The following is a 20876-nucleotide window of genomic DNA, read 5'->3' as shown; positions in this document are numbered from 1 at the left end:
CTCGTCGCTTGTTTGGCGCGGCCAAACGGCGCTCCTCACTTCTTGCCCTACGCGCGATTTCGGGCATTCGCATGTGTGTTCCATATGGAAACAGACCCTAGTAATCCGAATAAAGCCGCACAGGTGTCGGCGTGACGAGCCAATTGGGTCGCGCACGCGCATCGAACGCATAACGCAGGTACACGAGCGCCGAACTCGGCGCGTAGTCGTGCGACCGGTCGACATGAAGCTGCGCGCCGACGCTCAGATGCGGATTCACGCGGTATTCGACGATGCCGTTCACGCCGTACGAGAACGACACGCCGCGCGTCGAGCTGCCCGCGTACACGAACCCGGCCGCCACCTGCGCGGCCCGCTGGTCCGAGAACGTCGGGTAATACAGCGAATCCTTCTCATAGCTGTTCGACACCCCGCCCGTGAAGGTCAGGTCCCACGACAGCGCGTCGTGCCGCCCCGCCCATTCGATCGGCACGCCGAGCGACAGGTAGCGCTGCGGGCTGTAATAACCACCCTGCCCGTACGTGTAGTAGCGCAGGTTCTGCGCGTAGTGCCACGCGTTGCCGACGAGCCCGGTGCTGACCTTCATCGTTGCGCGCTCGTACACGGGCACCGTGAAGCCGGTGCGCAGCGTGACTTCCGCGTTGCGCTCGACGTTGCGGCCGGACAGCACGCCCGCGCCGAGTTCCGCGAACAGGTTCGTGCGGCCCACGTCGACCGACGCGCGCAGGTTCACGCCGTCGCGGCGCACGCCGCCCCACACCGCGCCGGTCCACGGGTCGCGCATCCCCGCATACGACAGCACGCTGCTCGTTTCCGGCCGCCGCGACGCATTCACGCTGAAGCTCGCCGGGCCTGCATCGAAGCGATAACGCACGCCGCCGACGAGGTAATGCACAGGGAAGCCGAGCGGCGATGTGCCGAGATCGAAACGCCATGCATCGGTGCGATAACCGGCGCCGAGCGCAACGCCCGTCGCCGTCTGGTGCAGCGAGCCCGGCGGATTCGCGATCAACGCGGCGGCCGACTGATTCGACGGGAATGGCGGCGGCAGCCCGCTCTGGGCCTTGAGCGCCGCGTAGGTCCCGAACGTCGTGAGCGAATAGGCGTTCGGATCGCTGGTATCGAGCGTGCCGGGATCCAGGTGCACGGTGTCGATCTGCGCGAACACATGCCCGTCGTAGCGGATCGGCAGTTGCATGTAGATCGGCACCTGCTGCGCGCGATACGACGAAATGCCTTCGTCGCCCGACTTGTACGCGGGCGTCCAGCCGGTCTCGATCTCGGGGTTGCGGCGCTGCTCGAGATCCGCGAACGCGGCCTGCGCGGGCGTCAGGCCGTCGCGGCTCGGGCTCACGCCGGCCGTGCGTTCCTGTGACAGCGACAAGCGATACAGCGACGCCGCGTCGTCATAACGACCCTGTGCTTCGGCCACGCGCCCGGCCGCGACCGTCACGTCCGCGCGCGCCGGATATGCGGCGTGCAGCCGGTCGGTCACCTGCGCGGCTTCGTCCGGGCGGCGCAGCGCATTCAGGCGGCGTACGGCCGACAGTTGCGTATCGACGTCGTCGTCCGGCGTGCGCGCGAGCACCGCCTGCACACGCGCGAGCGCGGCCGCGCGGTTGCCGCTGTCCTCGTCGATGCGCGCGAGCGCGAGCTGCGTATCGGCATCGTCCGGCGTGCGTGCGACGACCGGTGCAAGCGCGTCGCGCGCCGCGCCGTAATGCCCCTGCGCGCGTTCGAGATCGGCCAGTTCGAGCGCGTAGCGCTTGTCCGCGCGGCCGGCCGGGCTCGCGCGATCGAGCAGCGTGCGTGCCTGCGCGTAGTCCTGCCGCGCGATCGCGTCGTCCGTCTGCCGCAGCACGAGCCGCAGCGACTGATCCTCGAGCCTCGCCGTTTGTGCGGGCGTCAGCGACGGTTCGCGGCGCAATGCGTCGAGCCACGCGGCGAGCGCGTCGTCGCGCCCCGCGCTGCCAAGCAGGTCGCCGTAGCGCAGCCGCACGTCCGCGTCGGCTTCGCGCGGATGCGCGACGATCCAGTCGTGCAACGGCGCGAGGCCGCGATCGGGTTCGCCCGCGTCGATCCACTGCGCGCCGACCGCGGCGAGCATGTCGGGATCGTCCGGCGCGCTCGCCTGCGCATGCGCGAGCGACGCGGCAAATGCCACGCGGTCGCCGCGCCCGAGCGCACCGCGCGCGTCGGCCAGCGTGCTTTCGGCATCGAGCTTGCGCGCCAGCGCGCGCATCCCGTCCGAACGGTGCGCGTCGTCGACGGGTGCGAGCGCGGCCTGCGCGCCCGCGACGTCGTTGATCGAATTGCGGTACAGCGCGGTCGCATAGCGCATCTCGGGCGTATCGCTTTGCGCGAGCCCGTCGTCCATCACCGTGCGGCCGAGCTGCGGCAACCCCATGTCGCGATACAGGCGCGCGAGCGCGAAACGTGTCCACGGCGCGTCGGGCGCCGCGCGTACGGCGGCCTCGTAGCGTTGTGCGGCCGGCCCGCGTTCGCCCTTGTCCGCGAGTGCGCGCGCCTGGTCCGCGAGCANACGTGTCCACGGCGCGTCGGGCGCCGCGCGTACGGCGGCCTCGTAGCGTTGTGCGGCCGGCCCGCGTTCGCCCTTGTCCGCGAGTGCGCGCGCCTGGTCCGCGAGCAGGTCGGCGCGCAGGCCGTCGAGCGCGCGGCGATCGTCGCGGCCCGTCACGCGTCCTTGCAATGCGTCGAGCAGCGGGCCGATCCGGTCCGCACGGCCGGTGTTCTCATACAGCATTGCCGCGCCGCGCACGGCCGGCAGGCTCGGCGAACGCGCGGCCAGCAACTCGCGCAGCAACGGCTCCGCGCGCGCCCAGTCGCGCTGCGCGAGCAGCGCATCGGCGAGCTGCAGCTTCGCGTCCGGGCTGTTCGGCTGCATCGCGAGCGCCGCACGCGCCGCGCGCTCGGCGTCTTTCGGCCGCCCCGCGGCGGCGGCCGCGCGGCCTTGCGCGAGCAGTCCCCAGAACTGCGCGGTGCGCGCCAGGCTCTGCCATTTGTCGCGCTGGTCGGTCGCGAGCGTCGCGGCCCGTGTGAACAACGCACGCGCTTCGTCGTGCCGGCCTTCGCGCAGACGCAACAGGCCGAGCCCGCCAACCGCGTCCGCATCGTCGGCCCGCGCGCGCGCGGCGCGGGCAAGCAATGGATCCGCACCCGCCAGGTCGCCGCGCGCGAGCGCCTGCAGGCCGCGCTGCTGCGCGATGTAGCCGGGATCGCGTTCGAGCCGGCGCTGCGCATCGCGCCGGCTGTCCAGTTCGGCAACCCGGCCGCGGAATTCGGTATCGTCCGGCACCAGCGCGAGATACGCCTGCAGCGCATCGAGATACGCGGGATCGCTGCCGGCCGCCTGCAGCACACGCCGCCACAGCGACATCGCCTCCGTATGATCGGCGTCGTCCCGCTTCGCGAGCGACCATGCGATCCGGTTCGCCTCCGCGCGCGTGGCGGCATGCTGGTTCAGCAGCCGCGCGAGCGCCATGGCCGCGCTGGTGTCCTGCGGATCGGCCGCGATCCTGCGGCGCAGCGCGGCGAGCGCCGAGTCGTGTGTCCCCGGCGCATTCGCGAGGATTTCGTAATACTCGGCGCCGAGCGCGCCCGACGGCGCGCCGTTCGGAAACAGCGCGACGATCCGCCGGGCCGCCTCGTCGGTGCGGCCGCTGCGCGCGAGCAGGCGGATCTGCGCCATCTCGCCGCGCCCGCTCGTCGCGACGCGATATTCGTCGGCCACCCGCCGCGTGGCGGGCCCGTCGGGCGACTGCGCCTGCAGGCGCGCGAGCGCGGCCTGCGCGCCTTTCGCGTCGCCGAGCCGCAGCAGCACGCGCACCTGCTCGGCCAGCAGTTCGGTGTCGCCCGGCGCGATCAGCAGCCCCTTGCGCAGCGCATCGCGCGCGAGGTCGTCGCGGTGCTTGACGCCCCACATCCGCGCGGTGTCGAGCTGGCGCTGCGCGTCGGCGGAAACGGACGTCGCCGGCGCGGCGGTTTTCTGCGCCGTCGTGTCGGATGCGGCGCCCGGCGCCGCCGCGCACACCGACGACGCGAGCCACGCGAACCCCGCGACATGCGGCGCGGCACGCTTCAGCGGGCGGCGCACGAACGGCCTCCCCAGCGGGCATCGAGCGTGCCGTCCGCGCCGAACCGGTAGCGCCCGTCGCGCCAGCCGAGCCCGAACAGCGTCAGCACGCTCGTGTAGTAGCCGGGCGCCGACTGGCGCGCGAGCGACTCGACGCGGGCCGCCTGCACATCCGCGAGCGCGCGCTGGCCGCGCGCGTCGAGAAACGGCACGGCCGCCGCCGAGAACCCTGCGTTGCCGTCGTTCGGCCCCGCGACGCCGGTCGTCGTATCGACCTTCTCCGGTGGCGCGCCACGCGTGGCGATGGCGTCCGCAAACGGCGCGAAACGCGCGAGCAACGGCGCGGCAAGCGGATCGGCGCGGTCGAGCATGCCGGCCCACAGGTACACGCGGATCGCGTTGTACGCGCTCTCCGCATGCGTCTCCGGATCGGGCCCGAAGCCGGTGCCCGCGCGATACAGCGCCCAGTCGGGTGAAAAACCCTTCGGCGCCGTGTCGAGCAGCACGCGCCCGGTGCTGGAAGCCAGCGCGGCCCAGCGCCGGTCGTCGGGCAGGCGCGCGCCGAGCGCGCGGATCACCTGCGGCGGCGAATAGCTCGGATTCACGCGCCACTGACCATTGGCCAGCTTGAACCCCGTCGGCCCCGGCAGCAGCGTGACGCCGAGGCCCGGCACGGTGGCCGTTTCCTCGTCGAGCACACGCTTCGCGAGCAGCGTGCCACGCGCGGTATAGCTGCGCTCGTGCCACAGCCGCCCGGCCTCGACGAGCGCATATGCGATCCACAGGTCGGCGTCCGACGCGGCGTTCGCGTCGAGCACGCGCCACGCGCCGTCGGGCGCACGGCCCCACAGCCACGCCGGCAGGTGCGCGCTCAGGTCGCCCTGCGCGAGGTTGTTCTCGGTCCATGCGAGGATCGTGTCGAACATGCGCCGGTCGTTCGCGACCAGCGCGAAGAAAAGTCCATACGCCTGCCCCTCCGACACCGTGCGTGAATCGGCCGAGCCGACGTCGATCACGCGGCCGTCGGCCGAGATGAAATCGCGCTTGAACGCGTCCCAGCGCGGCCACGCCGCGCTGCATCCCGCAGCGGCCGCATCGGCCCCCGCGGCCTGCGCGCGAGCGGCCATGCCGGCCGCCGCGCACGCCACCGCGACCGTCAGCGCGAACGCCGCGCCGACGCGTCGCGCCGGCTGCGTTGCCCGTCGCTTCGCCATAACCCGCGCCATCCGTTACATCCCCCGTCGACGCGCGGCGATTCTCTGCAGCACGCTGAACACGCCGAGCGCGAGCAGCAGCCCCGCGACGACGCCAACCGCGCCGAGCACGACCGGATGCCGCGCCGCATGCGTCCATACGCGCGCATACCACGGCACGAAGCCGACCACGTAAGGCTCGCCGACGCGCAGGCTGTCGACCTGCCCCGGCCGCACCAGCGCGAGATCGCCCTGCAGTTGCGACACGAGGCCGGCGTTCTCGAACACGTTCAGCAAGTCGCCGAGGCGCGGCTGGTCGGTCGCCGTCAGCGCGACAACGCTGCGGCCATGGCTGCCCGGCAGCTCGAAACCGGCGAGCGCCGCGAGCGGGCCCGTCTGTTCGATGTGCGCGCCGCCGTCGGCCAGGCCGACGCCGTTGCGCCAGCGCTCCTTCACCGTGAACGCGACACGCGTCGTGCCCGCACCGTCCTGCTCGCCGATCGCGAGCGGCAGCGCCGAGCGCCAGTGCGCGAGCAGCGGCGACGCAGGCGAGCCGTCGATCACGAGCAGATCCTTGCTGCCCGACAGCGCGGCGACATCGCCGGGCCGCGCGACCTGCACGCGCAGGGCCGGAAAACCGGTCCACTCGCCCATGTGGCCGAGCATCGTCAGGTACGCCTCGAGTTCTTGCGGCGACGGCCGGTCGGGTATCACGACGGCCGTCTGCGACAGGTCGGCGAAGCGCGTGAACGGGAAGCCGCTGTTCGCGAAATACGCGAGGTTCGGCAATTGCGCGTAATGGACGAAGTGCGAGAAGTCGATCGTCGAATCGGGATCGATCGCCGCGCGCTGCGGCTCGGAGGCCGTGCTCGAGCACAGGCCCGTCTTCTGCGAGTCGAGCGTGAAGCGGAACTGCAGCTGGTTGCCGCTGCCGACGCGAAACGCCGGAATATCGACGTCGCTCGTCACGCGCCCTTCCGGCACCGACAGCAGCGGCAGCTGCATGCGGCCGCGCGCGTCCTCGGCATGGGCCGGCCCGAGCCGGTACGACTTCACGAGCTGGTCGTTGATTTCGACGGCGAGCGTCGAGTTGTCCTGCACGGTCGGCGCCGTGTAGCGGTACCGCAGCGTGATCGGCACGCCCGCGCCGTTCCACGAATGGAGATCGGCCGGCACGCGCAGGTTCAGGCGGATCGCGTCGGGTGTCGTGCCGCGCGCTTCCAGCTCGCGCGGATCGGACACGAGCTCGCGGAACGTGATCGGCCGGTTCACCGGCAGCCAGCGCGGCGCGTCGTACGGCTTGCGCGGCGCGCCGAGATCGACGTGCGCGACCGTCGCCGACGGCCCCGACAGCGCCGCGCGGCCGAGCACGAGCGTCGACACCGCGTCGTCGACTTCGGCCGCCGTGCGGCCCGTGACGACGAGCAGCTTGCGCCCAGGCGCCGCCGGGTTGTCGGCGACCGCGAGCAGCGGGCCGTTGACCGACGGCAGCGCGAGGCCGGCCGGCAGCGTCGCCACCGTACCGATCACCACCGCCTGGTCGTCGGCCGGCAGCGCGGACGACACCGGGAAGCGCGTATGCCGGTAGTCGGCCAGCGCGCCGAACCACGACGCGAGCACGCCCGCGCTGCGCAGCGTCGCCGAATCAGGCGACGCCGGCAGCACGAACGGCAGCCGCACGCGGCCGTTGTCGCGCCGGTCGAAGAACGGCGCGGGCAGCAGCGCGAGATCGTTCGGCAGGCGGACCGGCGATTCGTCGAGGATCAGTTCGCTCGTCGGGCTCACGTCGGCCCACAGCGCCGAGTTCGACGGATCCTCGCAATGGTCGAGCGTGTAGTGCGCGATCAGGCGCAGGCCGATCTGGTTGAAATCCGAGAAGTAGCGCGGATCGATCAGGATCTCTTGCGTGACCGTGCGGCCCGCGCGCGCGGCGTCGAACGGGACGGTCGCGATGACCTCGCCGTTCACCGACACCTTCAGGTGCGACATCGGGAACACGAGCGATGGCGAATACGCATAGGTCAGGCGCAACCGCGCGCCCGTGACCACGCGGTCGAGGCGCACGCCCGCGTTGATCGTGCGCGCGTCGTCGGCGCCGCGCAGCCGCAGCGGATCGAACGCGCCGAGCGACGCGAACGGCAGGTGTACGGTCGTCGCCGGCAGCCCGGCGGACGGCGCACTGCCCGCCGTCGGCGCAGCCGCGAGCGGTGCCGCGTCGGCGGCAACGGCGGCGGGCGCCGAAGCGCCGACCGCAGCCGGCACCGCCGGTATCGGAGCAGCCGACAGCGCGGCCGTGTGGAAAGCGCCGAGCGCGGCGACCGACAGGACGAACAGCGACGCGGCCGGCTTCATGCGCGGCTCCGCTTCGTCAGGGTTGTCCGGTCTTCATTCGCGTCGAAACCTGCGCGCATCAAGCAGCCATGCCCGTGAGTGCACAATCCCACTGCTTCCCCTCATATCTAACTGGCCTGATTCATATATCGAAACAACGCGGCCGATTCTTTAGCGGTCTCTGCGTCGTGTTGCGCGCACCTGGCACCGGCACTCGCGTATTCGTCACACTATCTCAAAAATAGGACAAAACTTACCTCGATTCGCGACGATGAAGCGAAAAAAACCTCAGACCGGTCGGAAATGCTGCGCAAGAGGAGTGAATGGCAAAATTTTCGCCATTGCTGCCGGTGGGACCGAACGGCATACTGCCGGCGCGGCCGGCCGGGCCGGCATGCCGGCGGCGGTCCGTTGCAGACCGCCCGCAAGGCGCTGCCGCGGGGCGGCGCGTATGCTACCGCACTCCCGCACCGCCCGATGATCTTTCTTCGCGAGAAAACTGACTTGGATCAAATCGCCAACACCGCCACCCCGTCCGCCGACACGCTGCTGCGCATCATCGCGGTGCAAACCGAAATCGCAAAGCTCGGCCTCGACCTCGGCAGCGTGATGGCCTATGTGGCCGAACAAGTACCGCTGCTGACCGGCGCAAGCGCCGCCGCGGTCGAATTCGCCGAAGGCGACGACATGGTGTACCGCGCCGCGTCGGGCACCGCGGCCGGGATGCTCGGGCTGCGGCTGCGCCGCTCGGGCAGCCTGTCGGGCCTGTGCGTGCAGGAAGGCGAGCTGCTGCACTGCAGCGATTCGGAAATCGATCCGCGCGTCGATCGCGACGCGTGTCGCCGGGTCGGCCTGCGCTCGATGCTCGTGATGCCGCTCACGCATGCGGACACGACGGTCGGTGTGCTGAAGGTGATGTCGCCGGACGTCGACGGCTTCTCGCAAGCCGATGCCGGCACGCTGCGGCTGACCGCCGAGCTGATCGCCGCCGCGATGTTCCACGCGGCGCGCAACGAGGCGAACGAGCTGTACCTGCGCGCGACGCACGACGCGCTCACGGGCCTGCCGAACCGCGCGCTGTTCTACGACCGCCTGCGTCAGTCGATGCATACGGCACTGCGCGCGAACGGCCGGCTCGGCATTCTCAACATCGACATGGACGGGCTGAAGCCGATCAACGACGGTTTCGGCCACCGCGCGGGCGACGCCGCGCTGCGCGAGATCGCCGCGCGGATGCAGGGTGCGGTGCGGCGCTCGGATACGGTCGCGCGCGTCGGCGGCGACGAATTCGCGGTGCTCCTGCCGAACCTCGGCAACCGCGACGACGCGCATGCGCAAAGCACGCGGCTCGCGCGGCAGGTCGGCGAACCGTTCGAATTCGAGGGGCAGCCGCTGCGGCTCGGCGTCAGCGTCGGGATCGCGATGCTGCCCGACGACGGCACCGACATGAACGCGCTGATCGAGCATGCGGATCAGGCGATGTACGAAGCGAAGCGGTCGCGATCGCAACACAGGACGCCTGCGTAACGCCGGCCCGAAGCCGGTCCGCTGCGGGCGCAGCCGAACCGGCCCGCCCAATCATCGCGTGAAGCGGCGTTAGCCGACCTGCGGCATCGCGATCGCCAGCCCGACCACGAGCCACTGCACGATCGCGACGAGCACGCCGGCCCGGCACAGCCCGACCGCGCCGCGCACGCGCGCGTCGAGCGCGCGCCCGACCTTCCCTGCATCGATCCAGCCGAGATCGGCGAGCGCGCGGTCGAGCGCCGCGAGCCCGTCGTCGATCGACACATCGCCGGAGGCCACCCGCGCGAGCGCGGCGAACAGCCGGCGGTCGATCTCGATGCGTACCGCGTACCACAGCGCGGCGATCCCCGACCCCGTACTGACGACGGCCAGCAGCACGCGGGTGATCGACGCCGGGGCCCAGCCCGCCGCGATCCACCAGCCCGCGCCCGCCGCGGCCAGCGCGGCCGCGATCGCCCACGCGCCCGCATCGAGCGCGCCGCGCGCGGCGGCAATCCGGAACGGCGCGGACGGATCGCGCATCACCTGCCTCCCGCGCCGCGACGGCGATCGATCCAGTGCTGCAGCACGGCCACGCCGTCGTCCGACCACACCGCGTGCGGCCGCACCGCGCGTACGGCGGCAAGCGCGTCGCGCGCATCGCCCAGCCCGCGCCGTGCCGCGAGCCACGCGGCCGCGCACAGCACGCTGCGCCCGTAGCCGAGCGCGCAGCAGACCAGCACGTCGCGCCCTTCCCCGTGCAGGCGTTCGAGCGCCGCGACGGCCTGCGCGAGCTGCGCCGCCGTCGGCGCGACAAGATCGAGCTGCGGCACGGCCGCGTATGCAAACGACGCGTCGGATGCCGCCCAGCGCGGCATCTCGGCGGTCAGGTCGACCAGCGCCGTGAAGCCGTGGCGCCGCACATCGCGCGTCGTCGGCGTACGGCCGATCGACACGCGCTCGTCGATCCGCACGGGCGCCGGCTGCCGGAACGTCCACAGCCGCGAATTGACGAATGCGCCGGCGATCGTCGGCGCGAGCAGCCAGCGGATGACGACCGGGAAACGCCCGTGCGCATCCTTCTGGAAGGCACCGGGCGCGCCGCGCCGGTAGATCCACGCGACGCACGCGAGCGCCAGCGCGACCCACCCCGCCGCCAGCGCCCAGCCCGGCGCGCGCGGCACGCACCACAGCGCCACGAGCGCGACCAGCGCCGCGCCGAGCGCATAACGACGCGCGAGCGCGCGGCCGGCCGCGCCCGGCGACGCATCGGCGCCCGGCAACCGGCCCGCGGCATCGCGCAACGGAAACAGGAACAACGCGAGACAGCCGACGGCCGCACCGGTCGGCACGTCGATCGCGTGATGCTGGTAGGTCGTCAGCACCGACACGCCGATTGCCGCGAACCACAGATGCAGCACGACGCGCGCGGCCGTGCCGCGCAGGTGCTCCGCATAAACGGCCCACAGCACGACGAGCAAGCCGATGTGCAGCGACGGCGCCTGGTTGAACGGCTTGTCGAAACCCATCAGCAGCGTGAACAGCGCGCCGGCCACGCCGCCCGCGTCGGGCCGCTCGAAACCGAAGCGCAGCGGCCACGCGATGAAGCACACGACCGACACCAGTTGCACGGTCAGCAGCCGCTTCACGTGATCGAGCAAATCGGCGCGGCGCGTCCAGAAGAAAAACGACAGCGCGTACAGCAGGTCGATCGACCAGTACGGCACGATCGACCACGGCACGAACGGGATCGCATGCTCCCAGCCGAATGCGAACGTCGGCACCGCTGCGCGGCGCGCGGCGAGCCAGTTCGCGAAGCCGTACGTCGAGAAGAACACGGCGCCCATCACCGCGAGCCAGCCGAAGCGCAGCGCGAACGACGCGTCACGCGCACCGGCCGCCGACGCCTGCGCCGCCAGGCCGCGCGCGTCGCCGCCGAACTCGCTCATGACGCGTCGACCCGCTGCGCGAGACTGACCGTGAAGATGCCCATTTCGTCGATCCGCTGGTCGAGCTTGCGGAAACCCGCGCGCGCGACGAGTTCGTCCATCTCGGCCTGCGAGCGGCGGCGCATCACCCAGGTCGCCTCGCCGCGGTGATTGTTCAGCGCGCGTGCGATGAATTCGAGCTGCGGATGCCACGGCTGCCCCGTATAGACGAGATATCCGCCGGGCGGCACCGCCTGCGCGAGCCCGCGCAGCGAGCGCTCGATCAGCGCGTTCTCGCCGAACAGTTCGTACAGGCCCGACACGATCGCCAGCGTCGGACGCGGCTCGAGCGTCGCGAGCGACGCTTCGTCGAACGCGTCGCCGCGCTCGAAGCGCGCAATCGGCTCCAGGCCGCGCTGCGCGATCAGCACACGCCCGGCCTCGACGTTCGGCGGGCTGTAGTCGCGCAGCGTGATGTCGTCGGGCGCCGCGCCGTCGCGCTCGGCGGCCGTCGCGATCGCGTCGAGCACGTAGCGCCCGTGCCCTGCCGCGATGTCGACGATCCGCACCGGAGTGCCGTGGCCGCGCAGGCGGCCGATCGCCGTGCCGATCAGTTCCTGCAGATGCACCTTGCGCTGGCGGATGCCGATCCAGCCCGGCGAATCGAGATACGTGCGGTCGATCAGCGCGCCGACGCCGAGCCGGCCCTGCGCGCGGTTGCGATACACGTAGTCGAGCGTCGAGCCCGAATCGAAGCCGAGCCGCAACCCGAGCGCGATGCCGTCCGACAGCGCGCCGCCGGCTTTCAGGCCGGCCCGCGTGAGCGCCCAGTACGCCCGCGCGAACACGTTCGCGGGCGGCCGGCCGAGCGCCGCGTATTCGTCGTGGAACGCGCCGCGCCGGTCGGCGTCGGCGAGCGACACGCGCGGGCTCGGCGCATCGAACTCGCGCAGCACGAACGCGCGCAGCGGTGCGAGCGCCTGCGCGCGGTCGCGCTCGCCCAACGTGTCGTGATAGAAGCCCGGCAGCACGATGCGCTCCTTGCGCGCCGCGCCGAGCCGTTCGAAGAAGCGGTCCTGCGGGCCGCGATGCACGACCCAGTCGGCGCCCGAGATCAGCAGTTGCGTCGGCACGGTGATCGCGGCCGCGTCGGCGACGATCCGCTTCGCGGTGTCGTGCAGGTCGAGCAGCATGTTGACCGCGATCGGCCGCGTGATCAGCGGATCGGACGCGTAGCTCGCGATCCGCTCGGGGTCGTGCGTAAGGAATTTCGGCTTCACGTAGCTGTTCACGTAGAACAGCCCGCGCAGCTTGTGCATCAACCGCAGGCCAGGCCGCGCGAACGGCACGTAGAGCTTGATGTGGAAGGCCGGCGACGCGACGACGAGGCAGCGGATCGGCGGCGCGTAGTCGTGCGCCCAGGTGGCCGCGAGCACCGCACCGACGCTCTGGGCGACCACGGCCATGTCCTCGATCGCGATGCCGTGCGTGTCGCGGATATGCTCGACGAAGGTCTGCAGGTCGCGCACCGACGCGGCCGCGCTCGGGCTGTAGCCGCGCGCGCCGGGCGAGCGGCCGTGGCCGCGCGCATCCCACGCGAAAAACGCGAAATCAGGCAGGTCAAGCTCGTCGACGAGGTGCGCGACGCGCGCCGAATGCTCGTGGCCGCGATGCAGCAGCACGATGGCGCCGCGGCAGCGCGGGCCGGTTGCGGGCCAGTGACGATAGAACAGCGTTTCGCCGTCGTGCGTGGTGAAGTCGGCCTCACGGGCCGTGCGTGCGCTCATGCGATCTCTCTCGTTTCGTTGTTCGAATCATGTGGCGCCGCCCTCTGGCGCCTCGTGGGTCAACCGCCCTTTTCGGCGATGCCGGCCTGCACGCGCCGTACCACCGTGACGATCGACAGCACGATCAGCAGGCGCCACAGCCACGCGGCGACGCTGCCGACCGGCAAACCGAAGCCGATCCACAGCGCGAACGCGCCGAGGGCCAGCGCGCGGTCGCTCTTGCCGAACGGGCCGTCGTAGCGACGGCTCGCACCGACGAGCGGCCCGATCAGCCCCGCGCATTCGACGATGACCGCCGTCAGCGCGAACAGCCAGACGTCCGCCGGAGCGAACGCGGAAATCGCGAGGAACGGCAGCACGAGCGCGACGTCGGACACGATGTCGCCCAGCTCGTTCAGGTACGCGCCGAGCGTGCTCTTCTGCCCGTGCTCGCGCGCGAGCATCCCGTCGATCGCGTTGAGCGCCATCCGCGCGAACAGCCACAGCGGAATCAGCAGGAACAACGCGCGGGCGAACACGCCGAGCCCGGCGAGCGCGCCGACGACGATCGAGCCGCCGGCCGCGAACAACGTGACCTGGTTGGCGGTGACGCCGCGCTCGGCGAGCGAATTCGCGAACGGGCGCAGACGGTTCTGGAATTTGGGTTTGAGTGCGTAGAGGCTCATCGTTTCGTATTCGTATTATTCGCGCGGCACAGTCGGACACGTTTCCCGCCGCCATGCCCCGGGCGGCGAAACGGCCTTCGTCGGCCTTCAATGGAAGGCTCTCATCGTCGCCGAGTGGCCCCGATGCGTCAAGCATGCACCCGTGGCATCAATCTGGCGTTTTTTACGGAAACTCGCGATAATCCGCTGGCCCGATCGCAGCAAGATCCATTCGAACTGCAAACGGGCGCTCGTGCAACAGCCGATTATCACGCCGCCGACCGGCGCATTCGCCGCGACGCAACAGCGTGTGACGGCGAACCGTCCGATTATCACGGACCTGCGACAGGCAGCCACGAATTTGAACAAATTTAAACAAGGGCCGTCCGGCGCGCATCCCGCCGCACCGGCATTTCGGGATCCCGCCCGCTGCACATGCGGCCGGGCATGCAGGCAGGAGGCGCAGCGCCGATGAACATTTTCAATGTGTGGCAGCGCGACTTCCTGCTGTCCATCGTGCGGCTCGTCGCCGGCGCGTATCCGGTCTGGCATCAGGCGCCGCCGTCACCGACGCAGAAGATCTACTTCTCGAACCACACGAGCCACATCGACACGCTCGCGATCCTCGCCGCGCTACCGCGCAACGTACGCGCGGTCGTGCGGCCGGTCGCCGCGCGCGACTACTGGGACAGCAGCAACATGAAGCGCCACATCGCGCAGAAGCTGCTGAACGTCGTGCTGATCGACCGCCACCGCGAATCCGGCGGCGACCCGCTCGAACCCGTGCGCGACGCATTGCGGCAAGGCCACTCGATCATCATCTTCCCGGAAGGCACGCGCGGCGCCGATGTGCTGCCGCAGCCGTTCAAGAGCGGGCTGTTCCATCTGGCGACCGAGTTCCCGAACGTCGCGCTCGCGCCCGTCTACCTCGAGAACCTGCAGCGCATCATGCCGAAGGGCGCGATCTGGCCCGTGCCGCTGATCTGCAAGGTGCACTTCGGCGCGAACGAAGCGCTCGGCGACCAGGAAGAAAAACCGACCTTCCTCGCCCGCATGCACGACGCGGTCGTCGCGCTCGCGCCGCCGCAGCGGCCGGCCGGCTGAACGCGGCGCCCTCCTTTCCTTTTCCGGATATCTCCATGCGAACTCTCTTCTGGGAACTGGTCGCGGGCGTCACGGGCGTGCTCGTCGTCGCCACCGTGATCGGTGCGATCCTCGGCGCGCGCAGCGGCGGCACGAGCTCGACCATCGTCAACCTGAACCAGCGCATCCGCGCGTGGTGGGCGATGATCGCGATCATGGCCATCGCGATCGGCCTCGGCAACAACGTCACGTATTTCGTGTTCGCGCTGCTGTCGTACCTGACGCTGCGCGAATTCATCACGCTCACGCCGACGACCGCGAGCGACCATACGACGCTCTTCATCGCGTTCTTCGTCGCGATCCCCGTGCAGTACCTGCTGCTCGGGATCAACTGGTACGGGATGTATTCGATCTTCGTGCCCGTGCACCTGTTCTTCGCGATGTCGCTCGTGTCCGCGCTCACGCAGGACACGCGCGAATTCCTGAGCCGCAACGCGAAGATCAACTGGGCGCTGATGGTGTGCGTGTACGGGCTGAGCCACGCGCCGGCCGTGCTGATCCTCGACATTCCGCACTACACCGGGCAGAACGCGCTGCTGCTGTTCTTCTTCCTCGTGGTCGTGCAGATCAGCGACGTGCTGCAGTACGTCGTCGGCAAGCTGTTCGGGCGCCGCAAGATCGCGCCGCAGCTGTCGCCGTCGAAGACGATCGAAGGTTTCGTCGGCGGCGGCCTGCTCGCGACGCTGTGCGGCGCATCGCTGTATCGCGTGACGCCGTTCAGCTTCGGCGCGGCGTTCGGGATCTCGCTCGCGATCGTGATCGCGGGCTTCGTCGGCGGGCTCGTGCTGTCGGCCGTCAAGCGCTCGCTCGGCACGAAGGACTGGGGCTCGATGATCGCGGGTCACGGCGGGATGCTCGATCGCGTCGACTCGATCTGCTTCGCCGCGCCCGTGTTCTTCCACCTCGTGCGCTACCTGTACGTGTGATGCGCGGGCGGCGCAACGCCGCCCGTTCCCGCTCGCGGACGCTCAATACCCTTCGCGCAGCGCCTTCGGCACGATGTAGCGGCCGCGCGATGCATCGAACTTCACCGTGTAGCGCGCGTGGAGATCCTTGTCGCCGCGCGTGCCCGTCTCCGTCACCGTCAGCGGATAGACGTCGCCGGTGCCCGTCGTGTCGGGCACGATCGCGAACGTGCGGCTCTCGCAACGCGACTTCGCGTTCCCGCAATCGAGCGATCCCGAGTTGTCGAGCGTTTCGTTGATGCGCGGCGCCGCTTCGACGATCGCGTTGCCGAGCGGCAGCCAGATCGACCGGCTCGCCTGCGTGTAGCCCTGCAGCGTGATCCCGTCGCCGATGACGAACCCGAACAGGTGCGGGCCGAGCCGCTCGATGCGCACCGTGCCCGGTTCGCCGCGCTTGCCCGACGCGATGTCTGTCTTCTTCACGACCGGCTCGAGCGACTTGCCGTCCGGTGCCGGCTTCAGCACGTACAAATCGATCGTGCCGGCCGTGGCATCCGAATCCATGCCGGGCATCCCGTTCTGCACGGCTGCTTCGGTCTCGCCGCACATCGCGAGCAGGTACCGCGGGCCGTCGGCGGTCGTGACGCGCAGCGAGCCGCACGTCGAATAGATGACATCGTCCCCGTCCGCCTGCCAGCCCTTGCGGTCCGCGCGCCACTTGCCGTAGCTGTCGTGAATGAACGTCTGCAGCGGACGGTCGGCAGGGATCGAATCGGCCGCGTAGACGGGCGACAACGCGGAAAGCGCGGTGAGCACCGCGAGTGCGCCAAGTACGGCGAGCGAAGCCGCAATCGGCTTGAGACGTTTTTTCCGGTGCTGGACAGTCATGACGGGGTTCGATTCGGTTGGATTGAAACGGCGTGCGGCCGTTGGCGACCGATGCACGCGATCAGGGTTGCCGGGGCGCGATGCCGGTGCCGTCCGGCTTCAGGCGCGCGGTTTGCACCCACCCTTCGGCGATGCCGCGCGTGCGCGGATTCAGATAGACGACCGACGTGAAACGGCCGTATTCGGCCCGCGCATCGACGCGGTCGTGCTCGACGATGAACAGCCCGTCGACCCGGCAGGCGTCGTCCGGCGCGGAAAAGAACGGCAGACGCCCCTTGCCGGTCACGACGCGCCCCGCGTCGCTGCCCATCACGACATCACCCTGAGCCTGCGCGCGGCGGTTCAGCGCGTCGCAATCCACGGCGCTGTGCGCGGGCTTGGCCGGTGCCGCACACGCCGACACGAAGCGCGACAGCGCGCGCCGGTCGATCGCCAGCACGTCCGGCCGGTCGGGATCGCGCGTGATGTCGAGCGCGCGCATCGCATGCGTATCGAACGTCACCCAGCCGATCGTCGCGTCCTCGTTCGGCGTGCCCGGATGATCGGGCGTGACGAACAGGCGGACGCGGAAGACGTCGCCGTCACGCTCGTCCACGTCGGCACGGATCGCGCGCCGGTCCATCGCGGGCTGCCGCAGCGTCGGCACGATCAGTTGCGTCAATTGCTCGCTGCATGACGCCGGCGGCGCGGCAACGGCCGACTGCGCGGCCACCGCGCCCAGACACGCCAGCGCGACGCGCGCGGCGACGGCCGCGAACCGGCGACGCGGCACGGCCTCGCCATTCGCGCCGGCCGGCGTTACGATCTCGTTCTTCATTCCAGGATCCGGTGATGCGCGCGGCCCCTGCCGCGCGTGCGGAAACGTGCCCGCGAGCCCGTAGCGTACACGCACCGCGCGGCATCGCAAACGCATCGGCCGGCCCGACACGGACACACGCATGAACCTCACGTTGCAGGACGTCGCATGGCACCGGTCGGTCGGACGGCTCATCGAGTCGCTCGACCAGCCGGGCTTCTGGCTGTCGCTGATCCGGCTGATCGAGGAATACGTCGCGGTCGACAGCTGGGTCGCGCTGATGTTCGGCGACGGCCGCCCGCAGGTGTTCGCCGAATGCCCGTACGAAGGCGGCGGCCCCGACCCGCTGTACCGCGACTACGTGCAGGGCCTGTACCTGCTGGACCCGTTCTACATCGCGAACCGCGACGCGCCGAAGAGCGGCCTGTTCCGGCTGTCCGACGTCGCGCCCGAGTGTTTTCGCGACACCGAGTACTACACGCTCTATTTCACGCACAACGTCGTCGAGGACGAGGTGCAGTTCAACGTCGTGCTCGACGACACGCGCACGCTGTGCCTGTCGCTCGGCAGCAAGCGGCGCTTCAGCCCGGAACAGGTGGCCTTGCTCGACCTGGTGCGGCCGTGGGTGGCTGGATTGATGCGCCAGCGCCTCGCGTACGAGCGCACGCCCGCCGAACCCGCGCCGCCGCGCCGGGCCGGTGCCGGCACGCAGGACGGCTTCGAGCACGCGATGGCGCGGCTCGGCACGCCGCTCACCGCGCGCGAGCTCGACGTGATCCGGCTGATCCTGAGCGGCCGCTCGAACAAGGAAGTCGCGAACAAGCTGGCGATTTCGGCGGAAACGGTCAAGGTGCACCGGCGCAACATCTACGCGAAGCTCGCGATCAATTCGCAGTCGGAGCTGTTTTCGCTGTTCCTGAAGGCGCAGACCGATTCGTGATGCGCAGCGCCGTCGCATCACGGCTTCGACGCGCGCATCGCGCGCCAGGACGAGCGCCTGTCGCGAGTTCAATACCCCCGACGGGTTAACGCGTCGGCGGGATGGGAAACCGCAGGGATCAGCGCATACTAGGCCCTGTTTCCAACCGCTCCGCCGCGTGCCGCGACGGGCCACTGCCACCGAATTCGCCCATGAAACTGAAGCTCGACATCGTCCAGCTCGCCGGCCGCGACGGCGACACGCACTACAACCTGCAGCGCACGCTCGACGCGATCGCGACCTGCGCGCCCGGCACCGACATCGTGATGTTTCCGGAAGCGCAGCTCACCGGCTTCCTCGATCCGTCCAATCTCGCCGAAGTCGCCGAGCCGCTCGACGGCCCGAGCATCGCTGCGGTCATCGCGGCCGCGCGGGCGCACGACGTCGCCGTCGTGGTCGGGCTGATCGAGAACGACGGCGGGCGCTTCTACAACACGACCGTGTTCGTCACGCCGAACGGCATCGCGCTGCGCTATCGCAAGACGCATCTGTGGGTGAGCGAGCATGGCGTCGTGCTGCCCGGCGATCGTTACGCGACCGTCGAATGGCGCGGCGTGCGGATCGGCCTGCTGATCTGCTACGACAGCGAATTCCCGGAAACCGGCCGGGCACTCGCCGCGCTCGGCGCGCAGTTGATCCTCGTGACCGACGGCAACATGGAGCCGTACCGCTATGTCCATCGCACGTCGGCATCGGCTCGCGCGATGGAGAACCAGGTGTTCGCGGTGGTGGCCAATCGCGTCGGCGACAGCGCGCACGACGTCGTGTTCGCGGGCGGCAGCCTCGCGGTCGATCCGTTCGGCAACGTGATCTTCGAAGCCGGCAACACCGAATCGCGTCACGCGGTCGAACTCGACTTCGACCAGATCGCCGCGTCGCGCGCGGTCTACGACTATCGAAAGGATCAGCGCCTGCACGTCGCCGGCGAACGCATCGAGCACGCGGACGGACGCCGCGAGCTGCTGATTCCATAAGCACCTGCCCGCCTCGTGGCGTCGACGCCGTTCGTCACACCGGGTCGGGCACGTCGATCGCCAGCAGCGCCGAACTGACCGACTTGCCATGCGCATCGAGTGCAAGCGAGCGTGTCACGCCGCCGCCGAGCGCGTCGCGCATCACGAAGTTGAACGCGCCGAGCGCCGGCAACTCGTAACGCACGACGTCGCCGTGCACGATGCCAGCGAGCCATGCCTTCACCGCGTCCGCGTCCAGATGCGCGCGCAGATGGTCGTAATGATGCGGATCGCGGCAGATGACTGATACGTTCAGCGTATTGCCCTTGTCGCCGGTGCGCGCATGCGCGAGTTCACGCAGTTGCATCAAACCTCCACGAATGAAAACGACGGCGTCACGGCCGCGCGCGGCAGCAGCACCGACTGCACGGCGATCACCTCGCGCGTCGACTTGAACGCGCCGCCGCCGCCGGCCGGCCCGTTCGTATACAGCGTCTCGACTTCATTGCCGATCCGCGCCGCTTCATCGGCGCTCGCCGCGCGGCCGGCCACCCGGACCCGCACCTCGGCCGGCTCGCCGCGCACGGCCGGCGTCGCGTCGCCATACAGCGAATCGACGCCGATCAGGTCGAAGCGCAATTCGGTCGCGGCGACGCCGGTCAGCGCGAGCCGCTCGCGGACGATGTCGAGCGCGAGACGCGCACGCTCCAGTGCGCCCGGGCCGCCGTACGAGATCTGGCCTTCGCCGATATAGCCGTCGACGTAAGCCACCGACACCTTCAGCGTATCGGGCCGTACGGTACCGCGCCCGCCCGTCACGCGCACACGGTCCGGCGCCTCCTCGGCGACCGCGACCCGCGTGAAATCCGCCACGACGTCGGGCTGCAGGTAGCGCGCCGGATCGTGAATCTCGTAGAGCAGTTGTTCCTTGCAGGTCGCCGCGCTCACGCGGCCGCCCGCATGCGCCACCTTCGTGATCACGACCGCGCCGTCGGCCGCGACTTCGCCGATCGGGAACCCGAGCCGCGCGAGGTTCGGCACGTCCTTGTAACCGGGATCGGCGAAATAACCGCCCGTCACCTGCCCCGCGCATTCGAGCAGATGGCCGACGACCGTCGCCTGCCCGAGCGTGTCCCAATCGTCCATCCGCCAGCCGAACGCGTGAATCAGCGGCGCGGCGAACAGCGACGGATCGGCGACGCGCCCGGTCAGCACGACGTCCGCGCCGGCCGCGAGCGCATCGACGATCGGCGCGGCGCCGAGGTACGCGTTCGCGGACACGATGCGGTCGCGATACGCGGCGACTTCGTCGCCCGATTCCTCGAAACGGAACGCGCCGCGCAGCACGACGTCGAGCACGTCGTCGCCTTCGACCGCCGCGACCCTCAGCCCCGCGATGCCGAGCGATTGCGCGATCCGTGCCGTACGCTGCGCGGCCGCACGCGGGTTCGCCGCGCCCATGTTCGACACGATGCGCACGCCCTTCGGCACGGCGACCGGCAACACGGCGCGCATCCGTGCGTCGAGCAGCGGATCGAAGCCGAGCGCCGGGTCCTTGCGCCGCGCCTGCTGCGCGATCGCGATCGTGCGCTCGGCCAGGCATTCGAAGACGAGATAGTCGAGCTGGCCGTGTTCGGCGAGTTCGACCGCGGGCTCGATCCGGTCGCCCGAGTAGCCGGCGCCCGCGCCGATGCGCACGCGCCGTTCAGGTTGCTTTGCTGTCATGTCGG

16 protein-coding genes and 2 pseudogenes are annotated in these 20876 nt (G+C 70.3%); 6 read left to right on the top strand and 12 right to left on the bottom strand.

Annotation, left to right across the window (positions count from 1 at the left end):
* Positions 1-97: 97 nt before the first annotated feature.
* The 4 genes and pseudogenes from ACTRWB_RS35345 to bcsB form a co-directional block, all read right to left on the bottom strand.
* Positions 98-2461, bottom strand: a pseudogene (locus ACTRWB_RS35345) (cellulose synthase subunit BcsC-related outer membrane protein); the annotation flags it as partial.
* A 105-nt stretch (positions 2462-2566) separates the two neighbouring features.
* Positions 2567-4114: pseudogene (locus tag ACTRWB_RS35340) on the bottom strand (tetratricopeptide repeat protein); the annotation flags it as partial.
* Positions 4099-5319, bottom strand: a complete 1221-nt coding sequence (gene bcsZ, locus ACTRWB_RS35335) for a cellulose synthase complex periplasmic endoglucanase BcsZ (protein WP_446904601.1) — start codon at positions 5317-5319, stop codon at positions 4099-4101. The pseudogene ACTRWB_RS35340 and the gene bcsZ, both read right to left, overlap by 16 nt.
* 3 nt (positions 5320-5322) lie before the next feature.
* Entirely contained in the window at positions 5323-7638 is a 2316-nt protein-coding gene (gene bcsB, locus ACTRWB_RS35330; RefSeq protein ID WP_446904600.1) for a cellulose biosynthesis cyclic di-GMP-binding regulatory protein BcsB, read from the bottom strand.
* A gap of 483 nt (positions 7639-8121) precedes the next feature.
* Between bcsB and ACTRWB_RS35325 the strand changes: the two genes are divergently transcribed.
* Complete coding sequence (locus ACTRWB_RS35325) at positions 8122-9144, top strand: diguanylate cyclase domain-containing protein (RefSeq protein WP_446904599.1); 1023 nt, start codon at positions 8122-8124, stop codon at positions 9142-9144.
* A 69-nt stretch (positions 9145-9213) separates the two neighbouring features.
* Here the strand turns inward: ACTRWB_RS35325 and ACTRWB_RS35320 are convergent, their stop codons facing one another.
* The 4 genes from ACTRWB_RS35320 to ACTRWB_RS35305 are packed head-to-tail and all read right to left on the bottom strand — an operon-like array spanning position 9214 to position 13503.
* Positions 9214-9666, bottom strand: a complete 453-nt coding sequence (locus ACTRWB_RS35320; RefSeq protein ID WP_446904598.1) for a hypothetical protein — start codon at positions 9664-9666, stop codon at positions 9214-9216.
* Positions 9666-11072 carry a dual specificity protein phosphatase family protein gene (locus tag ACTRWB_RS35315; protein WP_446904597.1) on the bottom strand — a complete coding sequence of 469 codons (1407 nt, stop codon included), beginning with the start codon at positions 11070-11072 and terminating at the stop codon, positions 9666-9668. Before ACTRWB_RS35315 ends, ACTRWB_RS35320 begins: the two co-directional genes overlap by 1 nt.
* Positions 11069-12838 carry a bifunctional alpha/beta hydrolase/class I SAM-dependent methyltransferase gene (locus tag ACTRWB_RS35310; RefSeq protein WP_446904596.1) on the bottom strand — a complete coding sequence of 590 codons (1770 nt, stop codon included), beginning with the start codon at positions 12836-12838 and terminating at the stop codon, positions 11069-11071. The genes ACTRWB_RS35315 and ACTRWB_RS35310 overlap by 4 nt, the downstream gene beginning before the upstream one ends.
* Positions 12839-12897: 59 nt before the next feature.
* A complete protein-coding gene (locus ACTRWB_RS35305) occupies positions 12898-13503 on the bottom strand; it encodes a CDP-alcohol phosphatidyltransferase family protein (protein WP_129514305.1) in 606 nt (201 codons plus the stop codon).
* Between the two features lie 123 nt (positions 13504-13626).
* Between ACTRWB_RS35305 and ACTRWB_RS35300 the strand changes: the two genes are divergently transcribed.
* The 3 genes from ACTRWB_RS35300 (at position 13627) to ACTRWB_RS35290 (ending at position 15551) form a co-directional block, all read left to right on the top strand.
* A complete protein-coding gene (locus ACTRWB_RS35300; RefSeq protein ID WP_240674398.1) occupies positions 13627-13857 on the top strand; it encodes a hypothetical protein in 231 nt (76 codons plus the stop codon).
* Positions 13858-13953: 96 nt separating this feature from the next.
* Positions 13954-14586, top strand: a complete 633-nt coding sequence (locus ACTRWB_RS35295) for a lysophospholipid acyltransferase family protein (RefSeq protein WP_129514304.1) — start codon at positions 13954-13956, stop codon at positions 14584-14586.
* A gap of 35 nt (positions 14587-14621) precedes the next feature.
* Complete coding sequence (locus ACTRWB_RS35290) at positions 14622-15551, top strand: phosphatidate cytidylyltransferase (RefSeq protein ID WP_446904595.1); 930 nt, start codon at positions 14622-14624, stop codon at positions 15549-15551.
* Positions 15552-15593: 42 nt separating this feature from the next.
* On the opposite strand, the gene ACTRWB_RS35285 is transcribed toward ACTRWB_RS35290, so the two are convergent.
* Entirely contained in the window at positions 15594-16418 is an 825-nt protein-coding gene (locus tag ACTRWB_RS35285; RefSeq protein ID WP_446904594.1) for a topoisomerase IV, read from the bottom strand.
* Positions 16419-16479: 61 nt separating this feature from the next.
* Positions 16480-17235, bottom strand: coding sequence for a hypothetical protein (locus ACTRWB_RS35280; protein WP_446904593.1), 756 nt, complete (start codon positions 17233-17235; stop codon positions 16480-16482).
* Between the two features lie 121 nt (positions 17236-17356).
* Here ACTRWB_RS35280 and ACTRWB_RS35275 point away from each other — a divergent pair, with 121 nt between their 5' ends.
* Positions 17357-18154 carry a response regulator transcription factor gene (locus ACTRWB_RS35275; protein WP_446904592.1) on the top strand — a complete coding sequence of 266 codons (798 nt, stop codon included), beginning with the start codon at positions 17357-17359 and terminating at the stop codon, positions 18152-18154.
* A 191-nt stretch (positions 18155-18345) separates the two neighbouring features.
* Positions 18346-19167 (top strand): carbon-nitrogen hydrolase family protein, encoded by an 822-nt coding sequence (locus tag ACTRWB_RS35270; RefSeq protein ID WP_446904591.1) that lies wholly within the window; start codon positions 18346-18348, stop codon positions 19165-19167.
* A 34-nt stretch (positions 19168-19201) separates the two neighbouring features.
* On the opposite strand, the gene ACTRWB_RS35265 is transcribed toward ACTRWB_RS35270, so the two are convergent.
* Both ACTRWB_RS35265 and ACTRWB_RS35260 read right to left on the bottom strand, forming a co-directional pair.
* Positions 19202-19513, bottom strand: a complete 312-nt coding sequence (locus ACTRWB_RS35265; RefSeq protein ID WP_446904590.1) for an AtuA-related protein — start codon at positions 19511-19513, stop codon at positions 19202-19204.
* Positions 19513-20871, bottom strand: coding sequence for an acyclic terpene utilization AtuA family protein (locus ACTRWB_RS35260; RefSeq protein WP_446904589.1), 1359 nt, complete (start codon positions 20869-20871; stop codon positions 19513-19515). The genes ACTRWB_RS35265 and ACTRWB_RS35260 overlap by 1 nt, the downstream gene beginning before the upstream one ends.
* Positions 20872-20876 lie beyond the last annotated feature (5 nt).

It is taken from the genome of Burkholderia sp. YIM B11467 (assembly GCF_052952715.1).
The sequence above is the reverse complement of the archived record's forward strand: the minus strand, read 5'-3'. Positions and strand labels throughout refer to the sequence as shown.

What these genes read in the sequence shown, in the direction of transcription:
- bcsZ (WP_446904601.1), bottom strand. Translation starts at nt 5,319, where the DNA reads ATGGCGCGGGTTATGGCGAAGCGACGGGCAACGCAGCCGGCGCGACGC.
- bcsB (WP_446904600.1), bottom strand. Translation starts at nt 7,638, where the DNA reads ATGAAGCCGGCCGCGTCGCTGTTCGTCCTGTCGGTCGCCGCGCTCGGC.
- ACTRWB_RS35320 (WP_446904598.1), bottom strand. Translation starts at nt 9,666, where the DNA reads ATGCGCGATCCGTCCGCGCCGTTCCGGATTGCCGCCGCGCGCGGCGCG.
- ACTRWB_RS35315 (WP_446904597.1), bottom strand. Translation starts at nt 11,072, where the DNA reads ATGAGCGAGTTCGGCGGCGACGCGCGCGGCCTGGCGGCGCAGGCGTCG.
- ACTRWB_RS35310 (WP_446904596.1), bottom strand. Translation starts at nt 12,838, where the DNA reads ATGAGCGCACGCACGGCCCGTGAGGCCGACTTCACCACGCACGACGGC.
- ACTRWB_RS35305 (WP_129514305.1), bottom strand. Translation starts at nt 13,503, where the DNA reads ATGAGCCTCTACGCACTCAAACCCAAATTCCAGAACCGTCTGCGCCCG.
- ACTRWB_RS35300 (WP_240674398.1), top strand. Translation starts at nt 13,627, where the DNA reads ATGCGTCAAGCATGCACCCGTGGCATCAATCTGGCGTTTTTTACGGAA.
- ACTRWB_RS35295 (WP_129514304.1), top strand. Translation starts at nt 13,954, where the DNA reads ATGAACATTTTCAATGTGTGGCAGCGCGACTTCCTGCTGTCCATCGTG.
- ACTRWB_RS35290 (WP_446904595.1), top strand. Translation starts at nt 14,622, where the DNA reads ATGCGAACTCTCTTCTGGGAACTGGTCGCGGGCGTCACGGGCGTGCTC.
- ACTRWB_RS35285 (WP_446904594.1), bottom strand. Translation starts at nt 16,418, where the DNA reads ATGACTGTCCAGCACCGGAAAAAACGTCTCAAGCCGATTGCGGCTTCG.
- ACTRWB_RS35280 (WP_446904593.1), bottom strand. Translation starts at nt 17,235, where the DNA reads ATGAAGAACGAGATCGTAACGCCGGCCGGCGCGAATGGCGAGGCCGTG.
- ACTRWB_RS35275 (WP_446904592.1), top strand. Translation starts at nt 17,357, where the DNA reads ATGAACCTCACGTTGCAGGACGTCGCATGGCACCGGTCGGTCGGACGG.
- ACTRWB_RS35270 (WP_446904591.1), top strand. Translation starts at nt 18,346, where the DNA reads ATGAAACTGAAGCTCGACATCGTCCAGCTCGCCGGCCGCGACGGCGAC.
- ACTRWB_RS35265 (WP_446904590.1), bottom strand. Translation starts at nt 19,513, where the DNA reads ATGCAACTGCGTGAACTCGCGCATGCGCGCACCGGCGACAAGGGCAAT.
- ACTRWB_RS35260 (WP_446904589.1), bottom strand. Translation starts at nt 20,871, where the DNA reads ATGACAGCAAAGCAACCTGAACGGCGCGTGCGCATCGGCGCGGGCGCC.